Consider the following 23,352-nt stretch of genomic DNA (forward strand, 5'->3'; position numbering starts at 1 on the left):
CATGAGTGCAGCCTATTTGAACGAGCTGGGTTTGATCTGTGCCCTGGGCAGTGGGCAGGCCGAGGTACGCGCCGGGCTCTTCGCCGCAGCTCCGAGCGGCGTGGCCGAGTTGAGCGATTTGCTGCCCGGGCGCAGCCTGCATCTGGGCGCGGTGCGCCAGCCCTTGCCGGATTTGGCGCATCTGCCGCTGCACCAGCGCAGCCGCAACAATGCCTTGCTGCTGGCGGCGCTGGCGCAGATTCGGCCCGCTGTTGACGCGGCGATTGGACGTTATGGCGCCGAGCGCATCGGCGTCATCCTGGGCACCAGCACCTCGGGTGTGGGCGAGAGCGAGGCCGCTTTTGCCGCTCGCCAGCGTGAAGGCCAGTTCCCTGTGGGCTTTGACGTGCGCCAGCAGGAGATCGGCTCGCCGGCCTTGATGCTGGCCGATCTGCTCGGGCTGGGCGGCCCGGCCTATGTGATTTCAACCGCCTGCTCCTCCAGCGCCAAGGCCTTGGCCAGTGCGGCGCGCCAGCTCGCGGCGGGCGTTTTTGATGCGGTGCTGTGCGGCGGGGCCGACTCGCTGTGCGCCTTCACGGTGGCCGGTTTTGAGTCGCTGGAGTCGGTCGACGCGGCGCGCTGCAATCCCAGCAGTGCGAACCGCCGGGGCATCAATATCGGCGAAGCGGCGGCCCTGTTTTTGATGACGCGTGAGCCCGCAGGAGTGCGCTTGGCCGCTTGGGGCGAGAGCTCCGATGCCCACCATATTTCGGCCCCCTTGGCTTCGGGCGAGGGCGCTTTGAGCGCGATGCAGCAGGCCTTGCAAGGCGCCGGCCTGGCGCCGCACGAGATCGACTATCTCAATCTGCATGGCACCGCCACGCTGCAAAATGATGCGATGGAGGCGCGTGCCGTTCAGCAGCTTTTTGGCTCGGATCTGGCCTGCAGTTCGACCAAGCCCTTGACCGGGCACACGCTGGGCGCGGCCGGCGCGCTCGAGGCCGCGCTCGCCTGGCTGACGCTGACCGACAACCCGCTGGGCCAGCTGCCCCCGCATTGGTGGGACGGCTGCGCCGACCCGAATCTGCCCCGATTGAATCTGGTGCGGCCAGGCCAGAGCCTGGGCCGCCCGCCGCGTGCGGTGCTGAGCAACTCCTTTGCCTTTGGCGGCAGCAATGCGGCGCTGCTGTTGACGCGGGAAAGCGCCGCTGAATTCGAGCCGCAGCAGCAATGGGCGATCAGCGAGCTGCTGCCGCATGGCGGGCGGATGCGCTTGTTGACGGACTTGCTGGACTCCGACCCGGAAGGCGTCACGGCGCTGGTCTGCATTCAGGCGCAGGACTTGTTTTTTGATCCCGCGCTGGGGTCGGCCGGTGGTGTCGGCGCCTGGGTCGGGATTGAATACATGGCGCAGGCGGTGGCCGCTTGGGCAGGTCTGCAGGCGCGGGCATCGGGCGGCGCGCCGAAGATCGGCCTGCTGCTGGGCAGCCGCAAATATCGCTGCGAGCGCGCCTGCTTCGAGCTCGGTGATCGCTTGGAGGTGAGGGTCCGGCGCGAGTTTCAAGCCGACAACGGGCTCGGGCAATTTGCCTGCGAGATTCTGATTGGCGGGCATTGTGTTGCCGGCGCGGTGCTGACGGTTTTTGCCCCGCCCGACCCGGAGCAATTTTTGCGAGAACAAGGAACATCGGCATGACGGACAAACTCAACAAGACGGTGCTGGTGACCGGCTCTAGCCGCGGCATCGGCCGCGCCATCGCGCTGCGTCTGGCCCGCGATGGCTACGACCTGGTGATCCATTGCCGCAGCCAACGCGGCGAGGCGGATGCGGTGGCGGCCGAGGTCGCGGCGCTCGGCCGCAGTGCCCGGGTGCTGCAATTCGACGTCGGCCAACGTGAAGCGGCCGCCCACGCCTTGCTGGACGATGTTGAACTGCATGGCTGCTATTACGGCGTGGTCTGCAATGCCGGCATCGCCCGCGACGGCGCCTTTCCGGCGCTCAGCGGCGAGGACTGGGACGCCGTCATACACACCAATCTGGACGGCTTCTTCAATGTACTGCAGCCGCTGACCATGCCGCTGGTGCGGCGCCGCCAGCCCGGCCGCATCGTCACGCTGGCTTCGGTGTCGGGTTTGATGGGCAATCGCGGCCAGGTCAATTACAGCGCCGCCAAGGCCGGTATCATGGGCGCCACAAAAGCGCTGGCGGTCGAGTTGGCAAGCCGGGAGATCACCGTCAATTGCGTGGCTCCGGGCTTGATTGAAACCGAGATGGTGGACGCGCGCATGCTGGAAGAAGCCCTCAAGCTGATTCCAGCCAAGCGCATTGGAAAACCCGAAGAGGTGGCCGCCGTGGTGAGTTTCTTGATGAGTCCGGATGCGGCCTACATCACGCGCCAGGTTATTTCTGTCAATGGGGGGATGGTTGGATGAGCAGGCGTGTTGTCGTCACGGGTGTGGGCGCGATCAGCCCTTTGGGGCATGACTGGGCCACGGTCGAAGCGCGCCTGCGGGCCGGCCATAACGCCGTCCAGGTGGTGCATGAATGGGCCGATTACGAGGGCTTGAACACGCAAGTCGGCGCGCCGGCGATGGCCTTCGACTTGCCGCATGAGCGCTACAACCGCAAGAGCATGCGCAGCATGGGCCGGGTGGCGGTGATGGCCACGCGCGCCAGCGAGATGGCGCTGCAAGATGCCGGATTGCTGGGCGACCCTTTGGTCAAAAGCGGCCGCATGGGCATCTCCTTCGGCTCCAGTTCGGGCACGCCCAAGGCCATCGGCGACTTCGGCCGCATGATGCTGGACAAGAACACCGAGGGCATCAACGCGACCACCTATATCAAGATGATGGCGCATACGGCGGCCGTCAATATCGGCGTCTTCCTGGGACTGACCGGCCGCATCATCACCACCACCAGCGCCTGTACCTCGGGCTCGCAAGGCATCGGCTATGCCTACGAAGCGATCCAATCGGGCAAGCAGTTAGCGATGTTGGCCGGCGGGGCCGAGGAACTCGATGCGACGCAGGCGGCGGTGTTCGATACATTGTTCGCCACCAGCGTCAAGTACAACGGCAGGCCAGACCTGACCCCGCGCCCTTTCGATGTGGCGCGCGATGGCTTGGTGCTGGGCGAGGGTGCGTGCACCTTGGTGCTGGAGGAATACGAGCATGCGCGCGCCCGCGGAGCGCGCATCTATGCCGAGCTGGTCGGCTTCGGCACCAATAGCGACGGCGCTCATGTGACGCATCCGCAGGCCGAGACGATGGCAGGAGCGATTCATTTGGCGCTGCAGGACGCCGGGCTGCAGCCGGCGGACATCGCCTATATCAATGCCCATGGCACCGCCACCGATCAAGGCGATGTGGCCGAATCGCAGGCGACTCACTGCGTGTTCGGGCCCCGCGTTGCGATCTCATCCTTGAAGAGCTATATGGGCCACACGCTGGGCGCTTGTGGCGCGCTGGAGGCTTGGCTCAGCATCGAGATGATGAATCGCGGTTGGTTCGCGCCGACGCTCAACCTGACGCAGGTCGACCCGCTCTGTGGCGAACTTGACTACATCACTGGGCCCGGGCGTGAACTGCAGACCGATATCGTGATGAGCAACAATTTTGCGTTTGGAGGGATCAATACCTCGCTGATTTTTAAGCGCATCTAGTTTTTCATAAGGGAGTGATGTCATGAAGAAAGTATTACTGGCAGTAGCCTTGGCCAGTTTGATGGGCGCAGCGCAAGCCGCACGCAGCCCGGTAGCCTTGGTGGAGCCCGCGCGCGTGGTGTTGGCTTCGGCGACATCAACGGCAGCGCAAACGCCGACCATGGAGCAAGTTAAGTCGGCCATCATCAAGGGCGGCGTTGTCCATGACTGGATGCTTGCCAGCGACGAACCCGGCAAGCTGAGATTGAAGTTCAACAAGCAGGACAAGCATGAAGTCGTGGTGGACGTTAGCTATGACCCGAGTGGCTTTCAAATTCGTTACGTCAGCAGTGTCAATATGCAGTACGCAACCAGCGGCGCGGGGGCGATCATTCATCCCTTCTACAACAAGTGGATCGGCTCGTTAAGCCAGTCCATCTTGCTTGAACTTGGCCGGGCGCCGGTTCAACAGTGAACTAGCCCGTGCCCCAGTCTCTGGGCAATAGTTTTTGAGCATTCAGCGAGGAAAGCCATGAGTAAATTTTTGATAGCTGCCGTCTTTCTTGCCAGCCTGACGCCGCTGGCGCAGGCTCGCGATACGGTCCTGAATATCCCCTTGGCCGATGTTTTGGCGATGCCCGAAGCGCAGGGCAAACTTGACGGATCCGTCAAGTTCTTCTTGGCTGGGCAGCAAACACCCAAGGTGATCAAGACTTTCTCCAGCGATGTTTCCAACCCGAAGACGAATGGCTTCGGCAAGACCGATGAGTTCGGTTGCAAATGGGCCGCGCTCTCGGCGCTGATTGCCTTTCAAAAGAGCGCCAAGCGCGAGGGCGCCAACGCCGTGGTGGATCTGGTCAGCTACTACAAGAAGAACGAGACCAAGAGCGACACCACCTTCGAGTGCCATGCCGGCGCGATGATCATTGGTGTGGCCTTGAAGGGTACGTACGCGACGGTTGGTGAGTAAGTTCACCGAGTTGAGTCCGAGCAGCGAGCTGGCGAAGCTTGACGCTCATGCCTTGTAGGGCTCTATGCCGGCTTCGCTGGGCGGCTTTGTCAAATAGATGGTTCGATATTTTGAAGATAAATGGAATTTAATATGAATATTTTTCCCCGCGCAGCGCTTTGCCTTTCTGCCGTCTTGCTGCTTTCTGCATGTGCCGCGACTACGAATTTCAGCAGTTCCAATCCCAGTGCCCGCCTCGAAGTCAAAGAGAGCTTGAATACCCAGGCAACGCGAACCGAATCTTTTCAAGCCACAAGTTTTGGGAATTATGAATTTCGCGCTCAGGCCGAGGGAATGGAGCCCCTCTACGGTGTGTTGCCTTTGAAGTTCAATGGCGGTTACTTGGCCTTGGATATTTTGTTTTTCGCGCCGGCTATGTTCTTCAATTTGCGTGAGGTCTATCCTTTTTACGAGTTTGATCTGGAAAAGGGGGTTGTAAAGTATCGTCACAAAAACACGGATGAGTGGGTCACTTACTTCCCGCTGGAAGCCGAGAAGCAGCGAGCTAAACGGCATTTCAAGGATGCAGGTGGCGCTAAGTAACTTGCCTCCATCTGAAAAAACTTAAAATTTGAGGTTGACGCAGTATGAAAATCATCTTGTTGGTCTTGTTTGCTTTATTACTGAGCGGCTGCGCGATTCGGCAGAATGTGAAACCGACCGAGCAATTTGCCGAGAAGCAAATTTGCGTCGTTGAAAACCCCAAGGTCAAGAATGGATTTATCGAGGCCTATCGCAAGGTCTTGGTCCAGAAGGGCTACGAGGTTCGGATGCTTCCGCCTTCGGCTTCGCTGATCGAGTGCCCGATTACTTCCACATACACGGCCAATTGGCGCTGGGATCTGGCGATGTATATGTCTTATGCCGAAATCAAGGTCTATAAGCAGGCCAAACCCAGCGGCGAAGCCATCTATGACGCAACCCATGGCGGAGGCAATATGAATAAGTTCATTTCCGCCGACGTCAAGATTACCGAGTTGGTGAACCAGCTCTTTCCTGGTGGCGCTGGAACTCGGTGAGACTGATCTGCGAGCTGGCAAATATCGAACTGCTGGTTCGTGATCTGCCGGCGACGCAGGACTGGCTAAGCCCTTCTGAAACCCGGCGTTTCGACAGCTTCAGTCATCCGCAGCGGCGCCGCAGCTTTCTTGCCGGCCGCCAACTGGCGAGGGCTGTCGTGGCGCGTTGGCCGAGTTTGATTCAGCCGGGGTTGTTGGTGGACGAGCAAGGGTGCAGCCGTATTGAGCACCAGCCCGGCCTCTTTGTGTCCATCTCCCACAGCGGTGACTGGGTCGCTTGCGCCATTGCCGACGCACCGATTGGTGTGGACATTGAAAACCTGAGTCGTATTCGTGATTTCGAGGCCTTGGCTCGCATGGTGCACAGCCCAGCCCAATGTCGTGCCATCGCCGAAGCTGCCGCTCAAGCCGATAGCGCGCAGCAGTTCTATCAATGGTGGACATTGAAAGAGGCTTGGTTCAAGCGACAGGGACGGGGACTCGATCTTGCCAGCATGCCTAGCTTGGACTTTGAGTCTTGTGATGGACAGGAAATGACGGCCGCCAGCTTCGTGTTACCGGACTTGGGTCTGGTCTTGGCGATCGACAGTCCGGCTTTGACGGGCTGCCAATCGCTGGAGTTTGGCGGCGCACGGCGCCAAGCGCTGTGGCGCTTAAAATCGCCGACCCTTGCCGTAGATTGATCGAGTCCCTTCATGTCCAAGCCCATTGCTATTTCCCGTGTTCATGACATGGACGCCATTGAACTTGTCTCGCCCGATGGCGCCCGCGCGACCCTGCTCTTGCATGGCGGCCATCTGGTTTCCTGGCAGCCGGCCGGCGCCGACGAACAGCTCTATATGTCGCCCAAGTCCGTCTTCGCCTCGGGTCAGGCGATTCGCGGCGGCGTGCCGGTGATATTTCCGCAGTTTGCCGCCCGTGGCCCTTTGCAGCGCCATGGTTTTGCCCGCACCAAGCCTTGGTCCTTGGTGTCGGCCGAGCAGGGCAAGGACGACGCCTTGGCCGTGCTGCGCTTGTGCGATGACGCCGCCACGCGCATGTTCTGGCCCCATGCCTTCGAGCTGGAACTGAGCGTGCGCATCAGCGGGCGCGAAATCCAGATTGAGCTGGCCTGTGAGAACAAGGGTGAGGAGGCGTTCGAGTTCACCGCCGCGTTGCACAGTTATCTGCGCGTAGCCGACCTCGACTCGACCAGCTTGCAAGGCCTGACCGCGATGCGCTATTGGGATTCGGTCGATGAGATGGAGAAGGTCCAGCGGGTGGACCTGCTGCTGCCCGGCGGCGATCTGGATCGCATCTATCACCGTGTGCGTGAAGACCTGACCCTCAAGGAGCGACTTGCCACGACCGAGCGCCGCGTCCAGATTCGCCAACAAGGTTTCGAGGATGCCGTGGTCTGGAACCCTGGCGCCGAGAAATGCGCGGCGCTGGCCGATATGCCGGCCGATGGCTACAAGCAGATGCTTTGCGTCGAGGCGGCTGCGATTGAAGTGCCGCTGCGCTTGGCGGCGAGTGAGAGTTGGTCGGGCATGCAAACCTTGACTCTGCTCTGACAGTTCGGGCTTGCCTTGCTCGCCCTGGCTGACTTAAGCTGACGACTCATTTGGGAGTTAGCAAGATGGCAGGCAAAGTTGCGGGCAAGGGCAAGGCGAAGTCCAGCGCTAATTCGGGCGCCAAGCTCGGCAAGAGCGATTACCTCGAGCAATTGATCCCTTTGCATCTGGAGCTCAATGCGATGGCGCATTGGCTGCAGCACAAGGGCAAGCGCCTGGTGGTGTTGGTGGAGGGGCGCGATACCGCCGGCAAGGGCGGCGTGATCTCGGCCATTTCGGAGACGTTGAACCCGCGCCAATGCCACACGGTGGCGCTTGGCAAACCGAGTGACCGCGAGCGCGGTGAGTGGTACTTCCAGCGCTATGTGCCGCATCTGCCGGCGGCCGGAGAGATCGCGCTGTTTGACCGCAGTTGGTACAACCGCGCCGGCGTCGAAACGGTGATGGGGTTTTGCACGCCGGAACAGACCGCCTCCTTCCTAAAGCAGGCGCCAGTGTTTGAAAAGATGCTGGTCGACGACGGTGTGCTGCTCTTCAAGTATTGGCTGACCGTCGATCAGGAGCAGCAGGAATTGCGCTTTGCCGAGCGCCTGGCCGATCCACTCAAGCGCTGGAAACTGTCACCGATCGATCTGGAGGCGCGGCGCCTGTATAAGCAGTACGGCGATGCTCGCGACGTGATGCTGGATGCGACCCACACGCGACATGCGCCTTGGGCGCTGGTCGATTTCAATGACCAGCGGCGTGGCCGGCTGGCCTTGATCCGCCACCTTTTGGCTCATCTGCCCGATGTGACCGTGCCGCAGCCCAAGCTGAAGTTCGGCCCGCTCGGGCATGCGCCGCAGGTGGAACATTTCGGCAGCAAGCACAGGCCGATCAAATAAGCTGAGCACCGCTAGAGGATCACCACCGCGTCGGGCAATTCGTTCGGATTTTTCTGCCCGGCCGCGAGCGGAAATTCGGCCCGCAGCAGCGCATCAACGGCATCAATAGCGGCTTTCAGACCCTGCTCAAATTGACCCTTGCTGAGATGGCTGCGCAGCGCTTCCACGATGCCGGCCCATTGCGCCTCGCTGACGCGGGCATTCAGGCCACGGTCGGCCACGATCTCGATCGCATGATCGGCCAGCAGCAGATAGATCAGCACGCCGTTATTGGCCTCGGTGTCCCAAGTGCGCAGCTTGCCGAACAAGGTCACCGCCCGTTGGCGCGCGCTCAGGCGCTTGCTCAGATAGGACATTGGCAGCCCGGCCTCGACACAGACGCAGATCTGCCCGCTATGCCTGGACTCGCTGGCCCTGATGCTGGCCTCCAGCCCCGCGATCGAAGTCGCCGGTAGCGCCCGGGCCAGGTCGGTCTGGTCGGTCCAGCGGTGCTTGAATATCCGACTCAAAAGGGGTTTCTGATGCTGAGGCATGTTTACCAATCTCCCGAGGCGCCGCCGCCACCAAAATCACCGCCACCACCGGAAGAAAAACCACCGCCTCCGCCACCACCACCACCAAAGCCGCCGCCTCCGCCGCCCCCCCAGATCACCGGGCCACCGGATCCACCACCGCCGCGGCGGCCGACCCCGCGGCCCGCGCCGACGCCCATCACGCCGACCAGAATCATCGACGCGATGCCGGCCAAGCCCGCCACCAGCAGGCTTGAGGCGAGGACATAGCCCAGCGCGCCGGCCGCGCCGCCGGTCAGCAGGCTGCCCAGCTTGCGGCCGAAAATCCCGATCAAGATGCCGCCCAACACCGGCACGCCGATGAAGAACAATGCGCCCAATTCCTCGAAGCTCAAGCCATCGTTGTTCTGCTGCGGCTTGCCGCCCTGTTTCTTCGGCGCCGGCAGGTCTTCACCGCGAATCCGCATGGCCAACTGATCGACGGCCAGATTCAGCCCGCCCGCGTAGTCGTTCTTCTTGAAGGCCGGGGTGATGGCGTTTTGAATGATCTGCCGCGCCGCCAGATCGGGCACCGCGCCTTCGAGCGTCTTGGCCACTTCGATGCGCACCTTGCGGTCGTTCTTGGCAACGATCAGCAAGAGGCCGTCGCCAATGCCTTTGCGGCCGATTTTCCAGCTGTCGCCGACCCGCTGTGCGAAGGACGTGATGTCTTCCGGCTGGACGGTCGGCACGATCAGAATCACCAGTTGCGAGCCGGCCTCTTGCTCGAACGCGGCCAGTTTGGCGCTCAGCGCCGCTTGCTGCTCGGCGCTGAGGGTAGAAGTCTGATCGATCACGCGGGCCGTCAAGGGCGGCACCGGCAGCACATCCTGTGCCCAGACCGGCAGCCCTAGGCATAGACCCAAGAGCAGTGACGACAGCAGGCGGCCGAGCATGGCTGGCCTTATTTGCCGGCCGGCTTGTCAAAGCTGACGGACGGGGCCTGCTTGATGGTGGCCTCGTTCTCGACCGTGAAGTTGGGCTTGACCTTATAGCCCATCACCATCGCCGTCAGGTTGTTGGGGAACTGGCGGGTATGGGTGTTGTACTCGGTGACCGTCTTGATGTAGCGGTTGCGCGCCACGGTGATGCGGTTCTCGGTCCCTTCCAGCTGCACGCGCAGATCCTGGAAGCCCTGATTGGCTTTCAAGTTCGGGTAGTTTTCGGTCACCATCATCAAGCGGCTCAGGGCGCTGGAGACTTCGCCCTGCGCGGCCTGGAACTTCTTCATCGCCTCGGGGTCATTGGCCAGTTCGGGCGTGACCTGGATGCTGGTCGCCTTGGCGCGTGCCTCGACCACCTTGGTCAGCGTCTCCTGCTCGAAATTGGCCTCGCCCTTGACGGTGTTGACGATATTGGGGATCAGGTCGGCCCGACGCTGGTACTGGTTCAGCACCTCGGACCAACCTGCATTGACCTGTTCGTCCAGGCTCTGGAACTGGTTGTAGCCGCAGCCGGACAGCGTTAGGGTAGCGGCCAGCAAGGTGGCGGCGAGGGCACCACGCTTGAGCAATGATGAAATCATGAAAAATTCCTCCGGTCGGTGATTGGAACCACCCCACAGGTGGTGTTGCTCTGATCGGAATCAAGAGCCGGCGCAGTATCGCAGCGTCTTTATGGTGTTGCAAAGAAACGCGTTACTTCCCCGCCGGCCGCGTGCTGTGCGGCGTTGCCTGTCCAGCGCCGATTCAGAAACTCTCCCGCACCCGCAGATAGCTGACGAACTTCGGCAAACCCGTCGAAGTCAGGTCTCGATAACGATAGGTGACCACGGCGCCGATGGGTGGCGGATTGGCGCGGTCCGCGTCGGAGAAGCCCGTGCCGATACGAAAGCGCCGACCCTCGGGCGTCTCAACGAGCAAGGCCCCCATCCTGCCCAGATGGCGCCCTTTGCCAGCAATATGGCCGACGACGGTCGCCTCGGTATCCAGCATCGGTTTCAGCTTCAGCAGCATATCGCTGCGACCCGTCACATAGGCTGCGTCGGCCCGGTGCAGCACCAGCCCTTCGGCGCCGAGCTTGACGAGCTCTTTGAGTTTGGCCGCAAGCGCCTTGCGGTCGGCGATGCGAAATTGCGCTATCGGGTGCAGCCAGGGCACGCTGCCATTGATATTGGCTTTGCCGATGGTTTCATGCATCAGCGCGATGCGTTCGCTAAAGCTGCCGGGCGCATCCGGCATTTCAAAGATCATGTACTTGACCTGGCGCCATTCCTCATCGATGGGCACATCCTTGCGCACGATGGCGGAGAGCTTGTCGAAACTCTGCCTGGCAATCCAAAGCTCGCCGTCCAGCGGCAGCGGCGGCAGCGCATCGGTGAACCACTTCGGCGCATGCACCGGATTGCCGCTGCGATGGCGCAAGCTCTGGCCATCCCACAGGCCGCGCACCCCGTCCAGCTTCTCGCTGACCCAGTAGTCGGCGGGATCTATGCCCTCGCGATAGACGTTAGCGAGCAGGATGTTGGCGTTGGCGGCCATCGCTGGCCCGCCATGGCGCAGCAGCCATAGACCGAAAACCGAGGCAGCGAAGAAGCGGCGTCTGTGCATGGATTACCTCCAATGAGCCACCAGCGAGCGTACTGCCGTATTGATCAGCCGCAAAGCCGCGACCTTCAGATCTAGGTCGGCGCCAAGAACAGGCCTTTGGCATTGGATAATCCCCGCACTATGCATGCACCTCTTCTGAACGACACCTTTCTGCGCGCCTGTCTGCGCCAGCCCACCGAACACACGCCCGTCTGGCTGATGCGTCAGGCCGGCCGCTACCTGCCGGAGTACCGCGACACCCGCGCCAAGGCCGGCAGCTTTATGGGCCTGGCCACCAACCGCGATTACGCCACCGAAGTCACGCTGCAGCCGCTGGAGCGCTACAAGCTCGACGCCGCGATTCTGTTCAGCGACATCCTGACCGTGCCGGACGCGATGGGCCTGGGCCTGTCCTTCCAGATCGGCGAGGGGCCCAAGTTCGCCAAGGTGGTGCGTGACGAAGCCGCCGTCAACGAGCTGGCGGTGCCGGACATGGAGAAGCTGCGTTATGTATTTGACGCGGTCACATCGATCCGCAAGGCGCTGAATGGCCGGGTGCCGCTGATCGGCTTCTCGGGCAGCCCTTGGACGCTGGCCTGCTATATGGTGGAGGGCGGCGGCTCGGATGACTACCGCCAGGTCAAGAGCCTGATGTATGCGCGCCCCGACCTGATGCACCGCATCCTCACTATCAATGCCGATGCGGTAGCCGCTTACCTGAACGCACAAATCGAAGCCGGCGCGCAGGCGGTGATGTTGTTCGACAGCTGGGGCGGCGTGCTGGCCGACGGCATGTTCCAGCGCTTCAGCCTGGACTATTCGCGCCGCGTGCTGGCGCAGGTCAAGACCGAACATGAAGGGGTGCGCATCCCGCGCATCTTGTTCACCAAGGGCGGCGCGCTTTGGCTGGATGAGATCGCCGATGCCGGCGCCGATGCGGTCGGCCTGGATTGGACGGCCAATCTTGGCAAAGCCCGCGCCCAAGTCGGCGGCCGGGTCGCGCTGCAAGGCAATCTCGACCCTAACGTGCTGTTTGCCCCGCCGGACGCGGTGCGCGAGCAGGTGCGTGCGGTGCTGGACAGCTTCGGCAATCCGCGTCGGGCGGACGGCACTTGGGACGGCCATGTGTTCAATTTGGGACATGGCATCAGCCAATTCACCCCGCCCGAGATAGTTTCGGTGCTGGTGGATGAGGTGCATGCGCATTCGCGCCGTATACGTGGGCAGGCCGGGCCAGGACTTTGAGCCGCCAGAGTGCAGTTAAATGGCTCTTTAAATGTGAAGTGAGCACTCAGGGTAGGGACTTATCCCCAGTTTGGGGCGAGCGAGCGGGCAGGGATTTTTATATTGCGCTGCAGCTAAGTGTTTTCCCGGTTGCGATCTAAGTGCTTGATTTATAAGAAGGTGTCGCCATTGCCCTGTGAACAGTCATCGACAGCCCTCGGCGACGACAAGTCGGGTATCGATGCACTCTTAGAACTTTTCCCACAAAGTTATCCACAGAATTTGTGGATTCAATGGTCAGCCCTTTCAAATCATGCACTTAAGCGCCAAAGTTCAATCAAAGCCTAAATCGACATGGCCTTCGCGGCATGGCTGAGGCGGAGCAAGAGCCAAATGCGGCCGGTGGCGCGGGCCAGCAGCACCGAGTAAGGGTGGCGGTTGACGCGCCGCAGCACAGTGGTATCAGCGGGCCGCTTGATTATTTAAGCAAGCGGCCATTGGCGCCGGGTAGTTTGCTGCGGGTGCCCTTGGGCAAGCGCGAGTTACTGGGTATTGTTTGGCCCAATGGCTCGAATGCCGGCGAGGCCGAATATGCCGACCCGGCCAAATTGCGCGCCATTCTTGCCGTTCTGGAGGGTTTGACGCCGCTGAGTTCAACTTGGTGCCGGCTGGTGGAATTTGCCGCCGCTTATTACCAGCGTGCGGTCGGTGAGCTCGCCTTGTCGGTATTGCCGCCGCAACTGCGTGAGTTGGACAGCCCGCAGCTGCAGCTGCGCCTGAAGCGCATGCGCAAATGGGTGGCCGAGCAAACTGCCGAAGCAAATCAAGCCGCGCCAAGTCAACCGACCTTGAGCCCAGCCCAGGCCGAGGTGCTGGCGCAGCTGGACGCGCTGCTGGGCGAAGCTGCGGGCAAGGGCGCACCGCAGCCCGTTTTGCTTTACGGCGTCACCGGCAGTGGCAAGACCGAGGTCTATCTGCGCGCCGCCGAACATGCGTTGACACAAGGCCGCCAGGTGCTGGTGCTGGTGCCCGAGATCAACCTGACGCCGCAATTGGAGGCCCGCTTCGCCGAGCGCTTTGTCGGCCGGGTACTGGTCTCGCTGCACAGCGGCCTGACGCCTGCGCAACGCCTGCGCAACTGGTTGACTGCGCATGAGGGCCACGCCGACCTGGTCTTGGGCACGCGGCTGGCGGTTTTCGCCTCGATGCCCAGGCTGGGCCTGATCGTCGTCGACGAGGAGCATGACCCGTCCTACAAGCAGCAGGACGGCGCCCGCTATTCGGCCCGCGACTTGGCGGTCTACCGCGGACATCTGGTGAAGATCCCGGTCATTCTTGGCTCGGCCACGCCCTCGCTGGAAAGCTGGCAGCGCGCTAACGAGGGCCGTTACAAACGCCTGGCGCTGCCCGAGCGTATCGGCGGCGGCGCGATGCCGCGTGTGCGCCTGTTCGACATGCGCTTGATGCCGCTCAGCAAAGGCGTCACGACGGCGCTGACAAGGCCGCTGCTGGAAGCGCTGCGCCTGCGCCTGGAGCGCGGTGAGCAAAGCCTGATCTTTTTGAACCGGCGCGGTTATGCGCCGGTGCTGCATTGCAGCGAATGCAATTGGAAGAGCGACTGCCCCCATTGCAGCGCCTGGCGGGTCTTTCACAAGGGCGACCGCACGCTGCGCTGCCACCATTGCGGCTTCAGCGAACGCGTGCCTGCCGCCTGCCCGACCTGCGGCAATCAGGACATCGCACCGCTGGGCCGCGGCACCGAACGGCTGGAGGAGCAGTTGCAGGAGCAATTGCCGGGCGCGCGGGTGCTGCGCATCGACGCCGATTCGACCAAGCTGAAGGGCGAGCTGGAGTCGCATATGAGCGCCGTCCATGCGGGCGAGGTCGACATCGTCGTCGGCACGCAGATGATCACCAAGGGCCATGACTTCCGCCGCATCACCTTTGTGGCGGCCGTCAACCCGGACGGCGCGCTGTTCAGCAGCGATTTCCGCGCGCCCGAGCGCCTGTTCGCGCTCTTGATGCAGGCCGGCGGCCGGGCCGGGCGCGATGCCGAACAAGCAGCGCGCAGCGAGATGTGGGTACAGACCTGGCATCCCGAGCACGCGCTGTACAAGGCGCTGGCCAAGCATGATTTCGAGGACTTCGCCAAAAGCCAGCTGGCCGAGCGCGAGTCGGCCGGCCTGCCGCCGTTTGCGCATCTCGCGATGTTGCGGGCCGAGGCGCGCACGCCCGAGGTGGCCAAGAGTTTTCTGGATGCCGCCTCGCGCTGGGCGCAAGCGCTGCCCGAAGCGGCGGGGGTTTTGATCTATCCCTGCATCCCGATGAGCGTGGCCCGCATTGCTAACGTCGAACGCATGCAGATGCTGGTCGAGGCGCCCAGCCGCAGCGCCTTGCAGCGCCTGCTGTGGTTGTGGAATCCGGAACTGCATGCGCTCAAGCGCGAGCACAAAGGGCTGATGCGCTGGGCGGTGGACGTCGATCCCTTGGCCATTTAGGGGTTTTTGCGGGTAAGGCCGGGCGCATAAGGCGCCTGGGCTCGGTCATACTGAGGTGCGGGCGACTCAAGAGTTATGGCCCGACCTACACCGCATGAATGCTACCGACACCGCCCTTTCAAAACAGCCCTCGCGCCGACTGACCGGCCAGTCGGTCGACTTTGGGTCGCGCGGCGCTATCGAGAGCTATATCGATGGGCTCAATCGGCGCGCCCCCTTGGCGCATCGAGATATCGGGTCCTGGGGGGCAAGCAGCACGCCTAGTTTGCAAGTTACGATGGTGCCTATGGCTGCTGCAGGCGGGGCGCGCGAGCAGATATTCCTGGCCGAGTCGCAGAACAGTTTCGTCTTGGACATGCGTGCGGAGCCCAAGGTGGCGGCAGGTGCGCCCTATCTGGTGGGGCTGGTGCTGTCCGGTTCCGTCAGCCTGACACAGGCGGGCGGCGAATTCGTCGCGCGTGCGGGTGAAGGCATCATCATCAGTCCCGCCGAGGTGGAGCGTGCGCAGTTCTCGGCGAATTCGCATTTCATCGAGTTCGTTTTGCCCCGCAACAATTTGCTGCGCCTGGGGTCCGAATTAGCGCCCGGCGAATTGTCCGGCGAGCCGGAGTTCACGACCCTGTTGGCCCCGCCGCTGGCGCAAGGGCTGCTCTTCATGGCCCGGCAGGCGGCCCGACTGCTGCAAAGCACCGAGCCGACGCCCGGGTCGCAGCCGATGTTCGAGCGCTGGATGGAGATGATCGCGCTGACCTTGCTGCATGAGCAGCAGGCCGGGCGATCACCGCAGGTGCTCACGGCCGCCATGCAGCCGCGCAGCCTGAGCCGCGCACTCGATTACATCGATGCCAATGCGCAGCGCGACATCCTGCTGTCCGACATTGCGGCGGCGGCCTGCGTCAGCGTCAGCAGCTTGTTGCGCCACTTCAACGAGCATATGGGCCAGTCGCCGATGGCATTCTTGCGCCAGGTGAGGCTGGACCGCGCGCGCGCCGAACTGCGCCGCGGCGACGCAGGGCTGATCCGCGATCTGGCGCTGCGCTGGGGTTTTCAAAGCGCCGGCAAGTTCAGCCAGGCCTATCTGCGCCGCTTTGGTGAGCGGCCGAGCGACGGGCGCTAATGGGTTGCCGATTGGAGTGCTGAAGCGAGCGCCATCGCCCGAAATCTTCAGGCGCTTCCCGCAATCTCCGATCTGCTGCAGCCTAGTCAAAAACCCTCTGTGGGAGGCTTTTGCAAGCCCTTAAGGTTCGCTGCGTACCGCGTCCCTAACGGCGTTCGGGCCCGGCACGAGCTTCAAATCAAACTACCCAACATCGAGCGAGCAAGCAAGCATGAAAACACTCAGTCTGACGATTCTGGGCCTGAGCGCCCTGGCCTTGGCGCCGGCCGCGCAGGCCGTCGCCCCCAGCTACACCATTGTCGATCTCGGCGTGATCGGCAGCGGAGAGTTCTCTCAGGCCTTCGGCGCGTCCAGCAATGGCAGCATGGTGGTCGGGCGTTCATCCGATAACCATGACCAAGCCTTCAGCTGGACATCACAAGGTGGCATGGTCGCCCTGCCCAATCTGGCGGGGCGCAATTTCGCCTCGGCCACCGCCGTCAATAATGCCGGCATCGCCGTCGGCGTTTCTTCGACCACCTGGTTCGGTACCTCACCCTTGCCCGTCATGTGGAACAAGAATGGCACGGTCACTGAGCTGGCCATGCCCCAAGGCTTCAGCTCGGGTGCGGCGTACGGGATCAACGCCTCGGGAATGATCGCGGGGACGGTCAGCTCCGGCACCGCTGACCGCGCGGCGCTGTTCAGCGCCAACGGCAGCAGCCTGATCACGGCCACGACGGCTAACGGCAGCTATATGACCACCGCCTTCGGCATCAATGATGCAGGGCTGGTCGTCGGGATTGGCTCTGATCCGAGCGATCTGGCGCTCAATGTCGGCTTGGTCTATGACTCGGTGACCGGTGTGATGAACTCGGTCGGTGCCTTGTCCGGCAACAACTCGGCGATCAATTTCGGCCTCAGCAATAGCGGCTATGTGGTCGGCAGCAGCGCCTTCTACCAAGGCGACGGTCGGCCCTTTGTCTGGTCGGCGGCCCATGGCATGGTGGCTATCGATTTGCCTGAGGCGACGAGCTTGGGCTCTGCCAGCGGCGTGAATGATCAGGGCTGGGTGGTCGGCAATGCTGGCGGCCTGTATTCCGTGCCATTCTTGTATGCGGACGGGGTGACCTATTCGCTCCAAAACCTGCTGTCTGCCGGCTCCGGCTGGGACTTCAGCACCAATACCAGCGCGTCGGCGATGAGCATCGGCAACGACGGCAGCATTGTCGGCACCGTGGTCCATAACGGCCAGACCCATGCCTATCAGATGACGCTGGCCGCCAGCGTGCCCGAGCCCGAGAGCTGGGCGCTGATGCTGGGCGGGCTTGGTCTGCTGGGTGGCTTGGCGCGGCGGCGGCGCCAAGCCATGAGCGCCTAAAGGTCTGTTGAGCGCGTCGCCTTAGGCCTTGCGCCGGCGAGCGGCGGCGCCCACCAGCCCCAAACCGGCCATCAGCAAGGCATAGCTGGCCGGCTCCGGCACGGCGGCGACGCTGCCCAGGGTCAGGTCATTCGCCGCCACCCAGCTGTAGCCGCCGTTGGGCTGTACGGCGCTGACCTGGAAGGCATCCAATCGGCTGGTCGAGACAAAGCCGAAGAAGCTGCCCGTTGTGGTGTTGTCCACCAGGATCAGCTGCTCGACGCCGTCGGCAGCCAGCACATTCAGACGAATGGTCTGGCCGGGCAGGTAGGCGCCGGCCTCGTCGGTGCCGAAGAAGAAGCCGCCGATGCCGTAGACCTTCTTGGAGAAATAGCCAAAGGTCAGGTAGTCGCTGGCTTGGTCGGTGGAGAGCCAGGCGTCGCCGGCGCTGCCGGCGCTATAGAGCAGCGAGTCTTCGCCCGGGCCGGCCACCGACCAGGCCACATAGCTGTGCTCGCCGGCCGTGCGCTCGAGATAGCCCGGCCCTTGCGCCCAGAAGGGCAGATCGTCGAAGCGATCCACCGCCGGGGCCGAGATGGCGGCAAGATAGGCCGCTTGCGAGTTGTAGAAAGTGATCTCGGCTTGCGCGCTGCTAACGCTGCAGCTGAGCAGGGCGGCCAAGGCTGTGGCGGTGAAGTAGTTGTGGTGCTTGGTTTTCATTTGAGGTAATCCGTCTAGGGGTTCAGTTGATTTCGCAGCGGCCCAGGCGGGCTCCGGCCTTGACCTTGGCGGCGGCCTGCGTCGGGAAGGCCACCAAGGCGTTGGCGCCGCCTTCGCAGACATAGACCTGCTTCATGTCGACATGCCAAGTCATCTGCAGCCCGGTCACGCCGCCGACCAGGGTGTTGCCGGGGCCGTTGACGGCGATCGGGTTCTCCATGCCGTATCTTTCGGCCTCGACCACGCCCTGCTTGCGGAAGAAGTCATTCAGACCGAGCCAGCCGAGGTCTTCCACCCACATAAATCCGGCGATGCTGGTGAAGAAGCTGCCAACGCGGGCGATGATCACGCGGCCGTCGTCGCTGATGCCATTGAGCTGCTGTTCCGGTACGCCGAAGTTGGCTTCGACCCAGGCCGCACCTTCGACCTTGCAGTGATCGATACCGTCCCAGCTCGGGAAGGGGAAGTCGGTGCAGTACTTGGGCGCGCTGATGCTGCGCATGGCGCTTGGGCCCGTGCCCAGTGTGGGGTTCCACAGCAGCACGCCCCGCTCGGTAGCCAGTGGCACACGCAAGCCATCATTGCTGACCAGGTCGGCCACATAGGCACCGGTCAAGGCAGTCAAGTCGATGGGCGCGCCTTCCTTGATCCAGGCGTAGGCGTTCTCGCCGTTACCTTGGCCGACCACCACGCCGCCATCGGCGGACACACCGGCCGCGCGTATCCAGGGCATCCAGTCCATGTTCAAACCGTCCAAGCGGAGTGGGCGGCCGCCCTTGTCGGCCGTCCATAGATACGGCACCACGCTCAGCGTGCCGAGCTGCGAGTTGAACTCGCCGCAACTGCCGTCGGCGTTTTCATAGGTGCTGTAGCCGACCGCAGCGCTGCCCTTGCGATTCATGCCCCAGCCCACGCTGCTGATATGCCCGCCCCAGCTGTCGCAGTGATTGCTCAAAGCACCCAAGGGCGTCAGCGCGTTGCTGTCGTAGTTCCACAGCGCCATCTGCTTGAGCGTGAACGGATTGCCGTCCGGGTCCCACTGGGTCTGACCGTCGAAGTTGGCTTCCACCAGCATCTGGCTGCCGTCGCCGGTCATCGTGCTCAGCGCCGAGGCCAGCAGGTCCAGCTCCTGCGGCAGCAGGCGCGGGCCGGTCTGGGCGTCCCAGACGAAGGGCGTGTCTTGACCGATCACGCCGCCGGCGCGCTGGCCGTCGTCCGACAGGCTGGTCAGGTAGCCGGCGGTCAGAAAGCTGTATTGCACGCCGTCGGTATGGCCATTGAAGATCAAGTCAGCGGTCTTGGTGACGCCGGCCTCGGCCTTGATGGCCCCGGCCAGGCAGGCCGTATCGACCCGTGGGTCATTCGACTCGCCTTCGTTCCAATACTCTGGCTGCGACATCAGCATGGTCGGCTGCGTTGGGTAGCCGCCGACGTTGATTTCTTCCGTATAGATCTGGTAGCTTTCGCCCGCCTTCAGGTTGTTGATGCGAAAGCGGCCGTCGGGTCCGATCTGGCCTTGTGTCTGGTCACCCGACATCACCGAGATCGCGTCACCCAGCGGGTCCTTGACGTTGCGCGCAATGATGTTGATGCCACTGAAACCGGTGCGGCCGTCCTTCAGCGTCAGCGTGCCGGCGATGGAGCCGGTCTTGCTGAGATAGTCGGCCGTAGGGTAGAGATTCGAGATGCCGGCGATGTCGTCCGCGCGGTCCACCGTGCTCATCTCGAAGCCGGGCGAGCGGCCCTTGGCGACGTTCTTCGGGTCGATGAAGGGGAACATCGTCTCGATGTTTTTCGGGTCGATATGGCTGTCGTTGGGGCCTTTGAGCCAATGGTGAACGGGCGCCACGCAGCCGACTACACCGGGGTAAAGGTCGCGGCCGAAGCCGGGTTCGCTGAAGTAGGCGAGTTGGCCATTGGTTTGTGAATGCGAGAGATTGATCGCGTGGCCGAACTCATGCGTGAAGATGCCGGCATAACGCGTCCCGTTGACGTCGGCCGGCGGCTGGCTGCGCTGGCCGGGCGGCGGTGACTCATGGCTGACGGTCCAGCCATTCATCACGGCGGTGGCCTTGACGATGGTCTCGGGGTAGCCGTCGCCGTCGCGGTCTTCGGCGATCTCGGGCATGGCAATGCCCAGCACCTGATCGCGCGGCACGCCGAAAAATTCCTCCAGCACCCGGCCGTCCACGTCATAGATCACGTAGAAGCCGCCTTCGTTGTAATGGCCGTAGACCAGGCTCGCGGTCGCGCCGTCTTTGACATCGACGCCGATGCTGGGTACCTGGCTGAACGGTGTGAACTTGGCCGGGTCGGTCTCGGCGCGCCAGGTCGATGTGGTGACCGAGCTCCATTGCTTCAGGCTAAAAGCGGTGATGTTGTTGGCCTGCGCTTCGCTCAGGAAGACCGTGCCGTCGTTCTTGCGGCTGAAGGCACCGATGTCGGTATAGACCTTGATAGGGCCCTGGGACATGTCCCAGCGCAGCGGCTGCAAATTGGCCGGGTTGTTATTGAGGAAGAGCGGGCCGGCGGCCTGGGCACCGGCTACGGCCAGCGTTAGGCACGCAGCCAGCGAGGAGAGTTTGAAATGAGTGTTCATCAGCGCATGGCTCCGGTGGCAATCCAGTTGTTCTTGACCGCGCGGCTGACCAGGCCTTGCAGCACATTTGCGTCGACGGCGCCGGCGGGCTTGCTCAGCATGCTGGTCTCGGACGCGCGCAGCAGACCGCGCGTGACGACCTGAACACCGTCGAACAGGCCGGCGTTGTTGAAGCTGTTGGCGGCCTTGTTGCCGTTGATGCTGAACTTGCCTTGGGCCAGGCCGACCGGCGTGCTCAGGCCGGTTTTGCTGGCGGGTTTGTTCATGAAGGTCATCACGCGCTCGCCGACATGCCAGGTCGGCATGCCCTCGATCTTGGCCGGCAGCAGGTAGCGGCCGTCGTCCATTTTCCGGGCCTTCAGCAAGCCGAATTGGCGGAAGGTGTAGTTGCTCTTGGGCGCCAAGTCCTTCTTCACGCTGCCGGCGACCTTGAGCGTTACTTCGGTATAGGGCACGCCGTCCTGGATGCCGTCTTTGACGGCCGTCACTTCGCCGCTGACGATCAGGTCGGCCTTGTCTATCATCTGGCTGAGGTTTTGGGGCGGCAACTGAGTCGCCTGGGCCAGCGGCGCCAAGCTCGCGGCGCCCAGGGTCAGCATGCCCGCAAGCAGGCGACGTGGCGGCGTCTTGGGTATCTTGAGTTGAGGGGCAAAGAGTTTCATCGGGTCTGACTCCAGTCAAGAAAATGGCTTGATTTGCATCGAAACCAAGCGGGTGTTGGCAACAGGCTTGACCTTATCGAGTAGGCCTTGCCGGATCACCCCCCGTCACGGGTGGATAGTCGCGGCGCCGGCTCAGGAAAACCCTGCGGGCCACGCCACGTTGGCCACCCTCGTTTGGGGGTGACGCAGGGTATGTACGGAGGGGTGCGGGGCGAGTTGCTGCCGAAGTGACCCTAGACTCAGGGCATGAAGTACTTGGTCAGTGAGCATGAACTGTTGGCGCTGGAGCTGACGCTGGAGTCGGCCGAGGGCGAGGCGCGCCTGCTGGCTTTGCTGGAGTTGGCTTGGCATCTGCGCCAACGCAACAGCCAGGCTGCGCTCGGCCTGCTGGCTGAAATGAAACGGCGTTTGCCGCTTTACCCGCTGCCGGCCGAAACCGTGAGTCGGCTGATGCTGCGGGCGGCATTGCTGGAATCTGAAGTGGCCGCCTTGGGCTGCCAATTGCTCGAGGCGCAGGCATGCCTGGATGCGGCCAGGGCCGCGATCAATCCGGAACTTGACGGCTTGGCCGCCGGCGATGCTTGCTTGGCGGAGGCCTGTTTGGCCAAGGCCTTGGGGCAGCGCGACCGGGAGTTGCTGGCGCTGGAGCGAGCGCTGGCCTTCTTTGCCGGCGGCAGCGACCCGCAGCGAACCGGACTGGCGCAGGGCTTGTTGCGCTGCGAGCACGGGGTCACGCAGATTCGGCCGGCCAAGCCCGGCGAAACGCTTGCCGATGTTGATGCCGATGCCGAAGCGGCCGGTGACCCAGGCTACGGTTTGGCCCAAACCGATGCCGCGACCCAGGCCGTGCATGCCGCCGCCCAGGCCTACGCCCTGTGTATGCGCAAGCCGGCCGAAGCCGCTGCCCTGTTCACACGCGCCGCGCAGTTATGCCTGGACATGGGGTTGGTCAGGTTCTATTGCATCCTTTGCATGAATGCCAGCAACTGCAAGCTGGAGTTGGGTGATCTGGAGCAGGCCTCGCAATGCTTCGAGGCGGCGGCGGAGCGGGCGCGCAACACCGGCTGGCCGCAGTTGATGGGCATGACGCAAACGCAGGTGGGCCGGGTCTTGCGCATGCTCGGGCGCGGGCAGGAGAGCCTGCAGGTGCTCAATCAAGCGCTGGCGCAGTTGCGGGTAGCGCCGGCCGGGCTCGCCACCGCCTTTGCCTGCAGCGAACTGGCCTTTACCTTGCTGGAGGTCGAGCGCCCCCTGGACTCGATCGAGGTGATGAAGGAAGCGATCCGGCTGTACCGGCTCTGGGGGTCTAACGTCAATCTGGCGCTGACCTCGGCCCGCCAGGCGCGTGCCTTGGCCTCGGTCGGACGCATCAGCGAGGCCTTGGCCGCGCTTGAAGAGGCACAGGCCTTGGTCGCGCAGCATGGCTATGCGGCGCTGACGGTGGATATCAACGAGGCCTTGGCCGAGCTGCATCGCCGCAGCAAGCAACCGCCGCCGCTCGGCATGACCGCGCCGACCGCCACCATTCATTACGCCCAATGCGCATTGACCCAGGGCATGGACATCAACGGTTGGAAGCCGCCGCCGGCCTTGCTCGACTACCTGGCCGACGCCTGGGCCGATGCCGACGATATGGCGCAGGCCTATTCCTACTCGCGCATGGCGCGGTTGGCCGATCAGCAAGACCGGGCGCTGAAGCTGAACGATCCCCGTGCAATGCTGCAGTTATTGGGTTACCACCGCTTGGGGGCCGCCGCCGGAACGCAGGAGCCGGGAGAGCCGATCTTGCTGGCTGTCACCGAGCCCTTGGCGCAGCAGCACGCGGAGCTGTTGTCGGCCAAAGAACAGGCGGTGCTGCAATTGCTGGCGCGCAATTATTCGAACAAGGAAATCGCCCAGTCCCTGGGCGTCAGCGCCGAGACCATCAAATGGCGCTTGAAGGGCCTGTTCTCAAAGCTGGAGGCCGGTTCGCGCAAGCATGCGGTGACCCGTGCGCGCACCTTGGGTATGTTGAAATCTGGCGTTTGAG

At 63.0% G+C, this 23,352-nt stretch carries 22 protein-coding genes and 1 pseudogene; 16 read left to right on the forward strand and 7 right to left on the reverse strand.

The window, feature by feature from the left end:
- Position 1: 1 nt before the first annotated feature.
- The 11 genes and pseudogenes from LNV07_RS08235 to ppk2 all read left to right on the forward strand — a co-directional run.
- Positions 2-1,177 (forward strand): annotated as a pseudogene (locus LNV07_RS08235) (beta-ketoacyl-ACP synthase); the annotation flags it as partial.
- On the forward strand, positions 1,169-1,675 hold the full coding sequence (locus LNV07_RS25505; protein WP_397545539.1) for an ApeP family dehydratase: 507 nt from the start codon (positions 1,169-1,171) through the stop codon (positions 1,673-1,675). The pseudogene LNV07_RS08235 and the gene LNV07_RS25505, both read left to right, overlap by 9 nt.
- Positions 1,672-2,412: a 3-oxoacyl-ACP reductase FabG gene (gene fabG / locus LNV07_RS08240; RefSeq protein ID WP_263570699.1), complete on the forward strand. Its 741-nt coding sequence runs from the start codon at positions 1,672-1,674 to the stop codon at positions 2,410-2,412. Before LNV07_RS25505 ends, fabG begins: the two co-directional genes overlap by 4 nt.
- Entirely contained in the window at positions 2,409-3,641 is a 1,233-nt protein-coding gene (locus tag LNV07_RS08245; RefSeq protein WP_263570700.1) for a beta-ketoacyl-ACP synthase, read from the forward strand. Before fabG ends, LNV07_RS08245 begins: the two co-directional genes overlap by 4 nt.
- Before the next feature lie 22 nt (positions 3,642-3,663).
- A complete protein-coding gene (locus LNV07_RS08250) occupies positions 3,664-4,095 on the forward strand; it encodes a hypothetical protein (RefSeq protein ID WP_263570701.1) in 432 nt (143 codons plus the stop codon).
- Between the two features lie 57 nt (positions 4,096-4,152).
- A complete protein-coding gene (locus LNV07_RS08255) occupies positions 4,153-4,590 on the forward strand; it encodes an excinuclease ATPase subunit (RefSeq protein ID WP_263570702.1) in 438 nt (145 codons plus the stop codon).
- Between the two features lie 132 nt (positions 4,591-4,722).
- Positions 4,723-5,172 (forward strand): hypothetical protein, encoded by a 450-nt coding sequence (locus LNV07_RS08260; RefSeq protein WP_263570703.1) that lies wholly within the window; start codon positions 4,723-4,725, stop codon positions 5,170-5,172.
- Positions 5,173-5,216: 44 nt separating this feature from the next.
- Positions 5,217-5,648 carry an Sbal_3080 family lipoprotein gene (locus LNV07_RS08265; protein WP_263570704.1) on the forward strand — a complete coding sequence of 144 codons (432 nt, stop codon included), beginning with the start codon at positions 5,217-5,219 and terminating at the stop codon, positions 5,646-5,648.
- Positions 5,645-6,331 (forward strand): 4'-phosphopantetheinyl transferase family protein, encoded by a 687-nt coding sequence (locus LNV07_RS08270; protein WP_263570705.1) that lies wholly within the window; start codon positions 5,645-5,647, stop codon positions 6,329-6,331. The genes LNV07_RS08265 and LNV07_RS08270 overlap by 4 nt, the downstream gene beginning before the upstream one ends.
- 12 nt (positions 6,332-6,343) lie before the next feature.
- Positions 6,344-7,201: a D-hexose-6-phosphate mutarotase gene (locus LNV07_RS08275; protein ID WP_263570706.1), complete on the forward strand. Its 858-nt coding sequence runs from the start codon at positions 6,344-6,346 to the stop codon at positions 7,199-7,201.
- Positions 7,202-7,266: 65 nt separating this feature from the next.
- Entirely contained in the window at positions 7,267-8,085 is an 819-nt protein-coding gene (gene ppk2 / locus LNV07_RS08280; protein ID WP_263570707.1) for a polyphosphate kinase 2, read from the forward strand.
- An 11-nt stretch (positions 8,086-8,096) separates the two neighbouring features.
- On the opposite strand, the gene LNV07_RS08285 is transcribed toward ppk2, so the two are convergent.
- From LNV07_RS08285 to LNV07_RS08300, 4 genes are all read right to left on the reverse strand, one after another.
- Positions 8,097-8,618 carry a TPM domain-containing protein gene (locus LNV07_RS08285; protein ID WP_263570708.1) on the reverse strand — a complete coding sequence of 174 codons (522 nt, stop codon included), beginning with the start codon at positions 8,616-8,618 and terminating at the stop codon, positions 8,097-8,099.
- 2 nt (positions 8,619-8,620) lie between these two features.
- A complete protein-coding gene (locus LNV07_RS08290; protein ID WP_263570709.1) occupies positions 8,621-9,532 on the reverse strand; it encodes a TPM domain-containing protein in 912 nt (303 codons plus the stop codon).
- Positions 9,533-9,540: 8 nt separating this feature from the next.
- The gene (locus tag LNV07_RS08295) at positions 9,541-10,161 is read right to left on the reverse strand and encodes a LemA family protein (protein ID WP_263570710.1); all 621 of its coding nucleotides are present in this window, start codon (positions 10,159-10,161) and stop codon (positions 9,541-9,543) included.
- Positions 10,162-10,324: 163 nt separating this feature from the next.
- On the reverse strand, positions 10,325-11,185 hold the full coding sequence (locus tag LNV07_RS08300; protein WP_263570711.1) for a DNA ligase: 861 nt from the start codon (positions 11,183-11,185) through the stop codon (positions 10,325-10,327).
- Between the two features lie 120 nt (positions 11,186-11,305).
- Here LNV07_RS08300 and hemE point away from each other — a divergent pair, with 120 nt between their 5' ends.
- From hemE to LNV07_RS08320, 4 genes are all read left to right on the forward strand, one after another.
- The gene (hemE, locus tag LNV07_RS08305) at positions 11,306-12,409 is read left to right on the forward strand and encodes a uroporphyrinogen decarboxylase (protein ID WP_263570712.1); all 1,104 of its coding nucleotides are present in this window, start codon (positions 11,306-11,308) and stop codon (positions 12,407-12,409) included.
- 347 nt (positions 12,410-12,756) lie between these two features.
- Complete coding sequence (locus tag LNV07_RS08310) at positions 12,757-14,886, forward strand: primosomal protein N' (protein ID WP_263570713.1); 2,130 nt, start codon at positions 12,757-12,759, stop codon at positions 14,884-14,886.
- Between the two features lie 94 nt (positions 14,887-14,980).
- A complete protein-coding gene (locus tag LNV07_RS08315; protein ID WP_263570714.1) occupies positions 14,981-16,003 on the forward strand; it encodes an AraC family transcriptional regulator in 1,023 nt (340 codons plus the stop codon).
- Positions 16,004-16,214: 211 nt separating this feature from the next.
- Positions 16,215-17,363, forward strand: coding sequence for a PEPxxWA-CTERM sorting domain-containing protein (locus LNV07_RS08320; RefSeq protein ID WP_263570715.1), 1,149 nt, complete (start codon positions 16,215-16,217; stop codon positions 17,361-17,363).
- A gap of 21 nt (positions 17,364-17,384) precedes the next feature.
- Here the strand turns inward: LNV07_RS08320 and LNV07_RS08325 are convergent, their stop codons facing one another.
- From LNV07_RS08325 to LNV07_RS08335, 3 genes are read right to left on the reverse strand one after another with little or no spacing between them, the layout of a single operon-like run.
- Positions 17,385-18,062, reverse strand: a complete 678-nt coding sequence (locus tag LNV07_RS08325) for a PEP-CTERM sorting domain-containing protein (RefSeq protein WP_263570716.1) — start codon at positions 18,060-18,062, stop codon at positions 17,385-17,387.
- A gap of 22 nt (positions 18,063-18,084) precedes the next feature.
- Positions 18,085-20,661, reverse strand: a complete 2,577-nt coding sequence (locus tag LNV07_RS08330) for a peptidase associated/transthyretin-like domain-containing protein (protein WP_263570717.1) — start codon at positions 20,659-20,661, stop codon at positions 18,085-18,087.
- Positions 20,661-21,323, reverse strand: a complete 663-nt coding sequence (locus LNV07_RS08335) for a hypothetical protein (protein ID WP_263570718.1) — start codon at positions 21,321-21,323, stop codon at positions 20,661-20,663. The genes LNV07_RS08330 and LNV07_RS08335 overlap by 1 nt, the downstream gene beginning before the upstream one ends.
- Positions 21,324-21,569: 246 nt before the next feature.
- Here LNV07_RS08335 and LNV07_RS08340 point away from each other — a divergent pair, with 246 nt between their 5' ends.
- Positions 21,570-23,351 carry a response regulator transcription factor gene (locus LNV07_RS08340; protein WP_263570719.1) on the forward strand — a complete coding sequence of 594 codons (1,782 nt, stop codon included), beginning with the start codon at positions 21,570-21,572 and terminating at the stop codon, positions 23,349-23,351.
- Position 23,352: the final 1 nt, after the last annotated feature.

Origin of the sequence: Roseateles oligotrophus, from assembly GCF_025717515.1 — a bacterium.
GTDB lineage: Bacteria > Pseudomonadota > Gammaproteobacteria > Burkholderiales > Burkholderiaceae_C > Paucibacter_A > Paucibacter_A oligotrophus.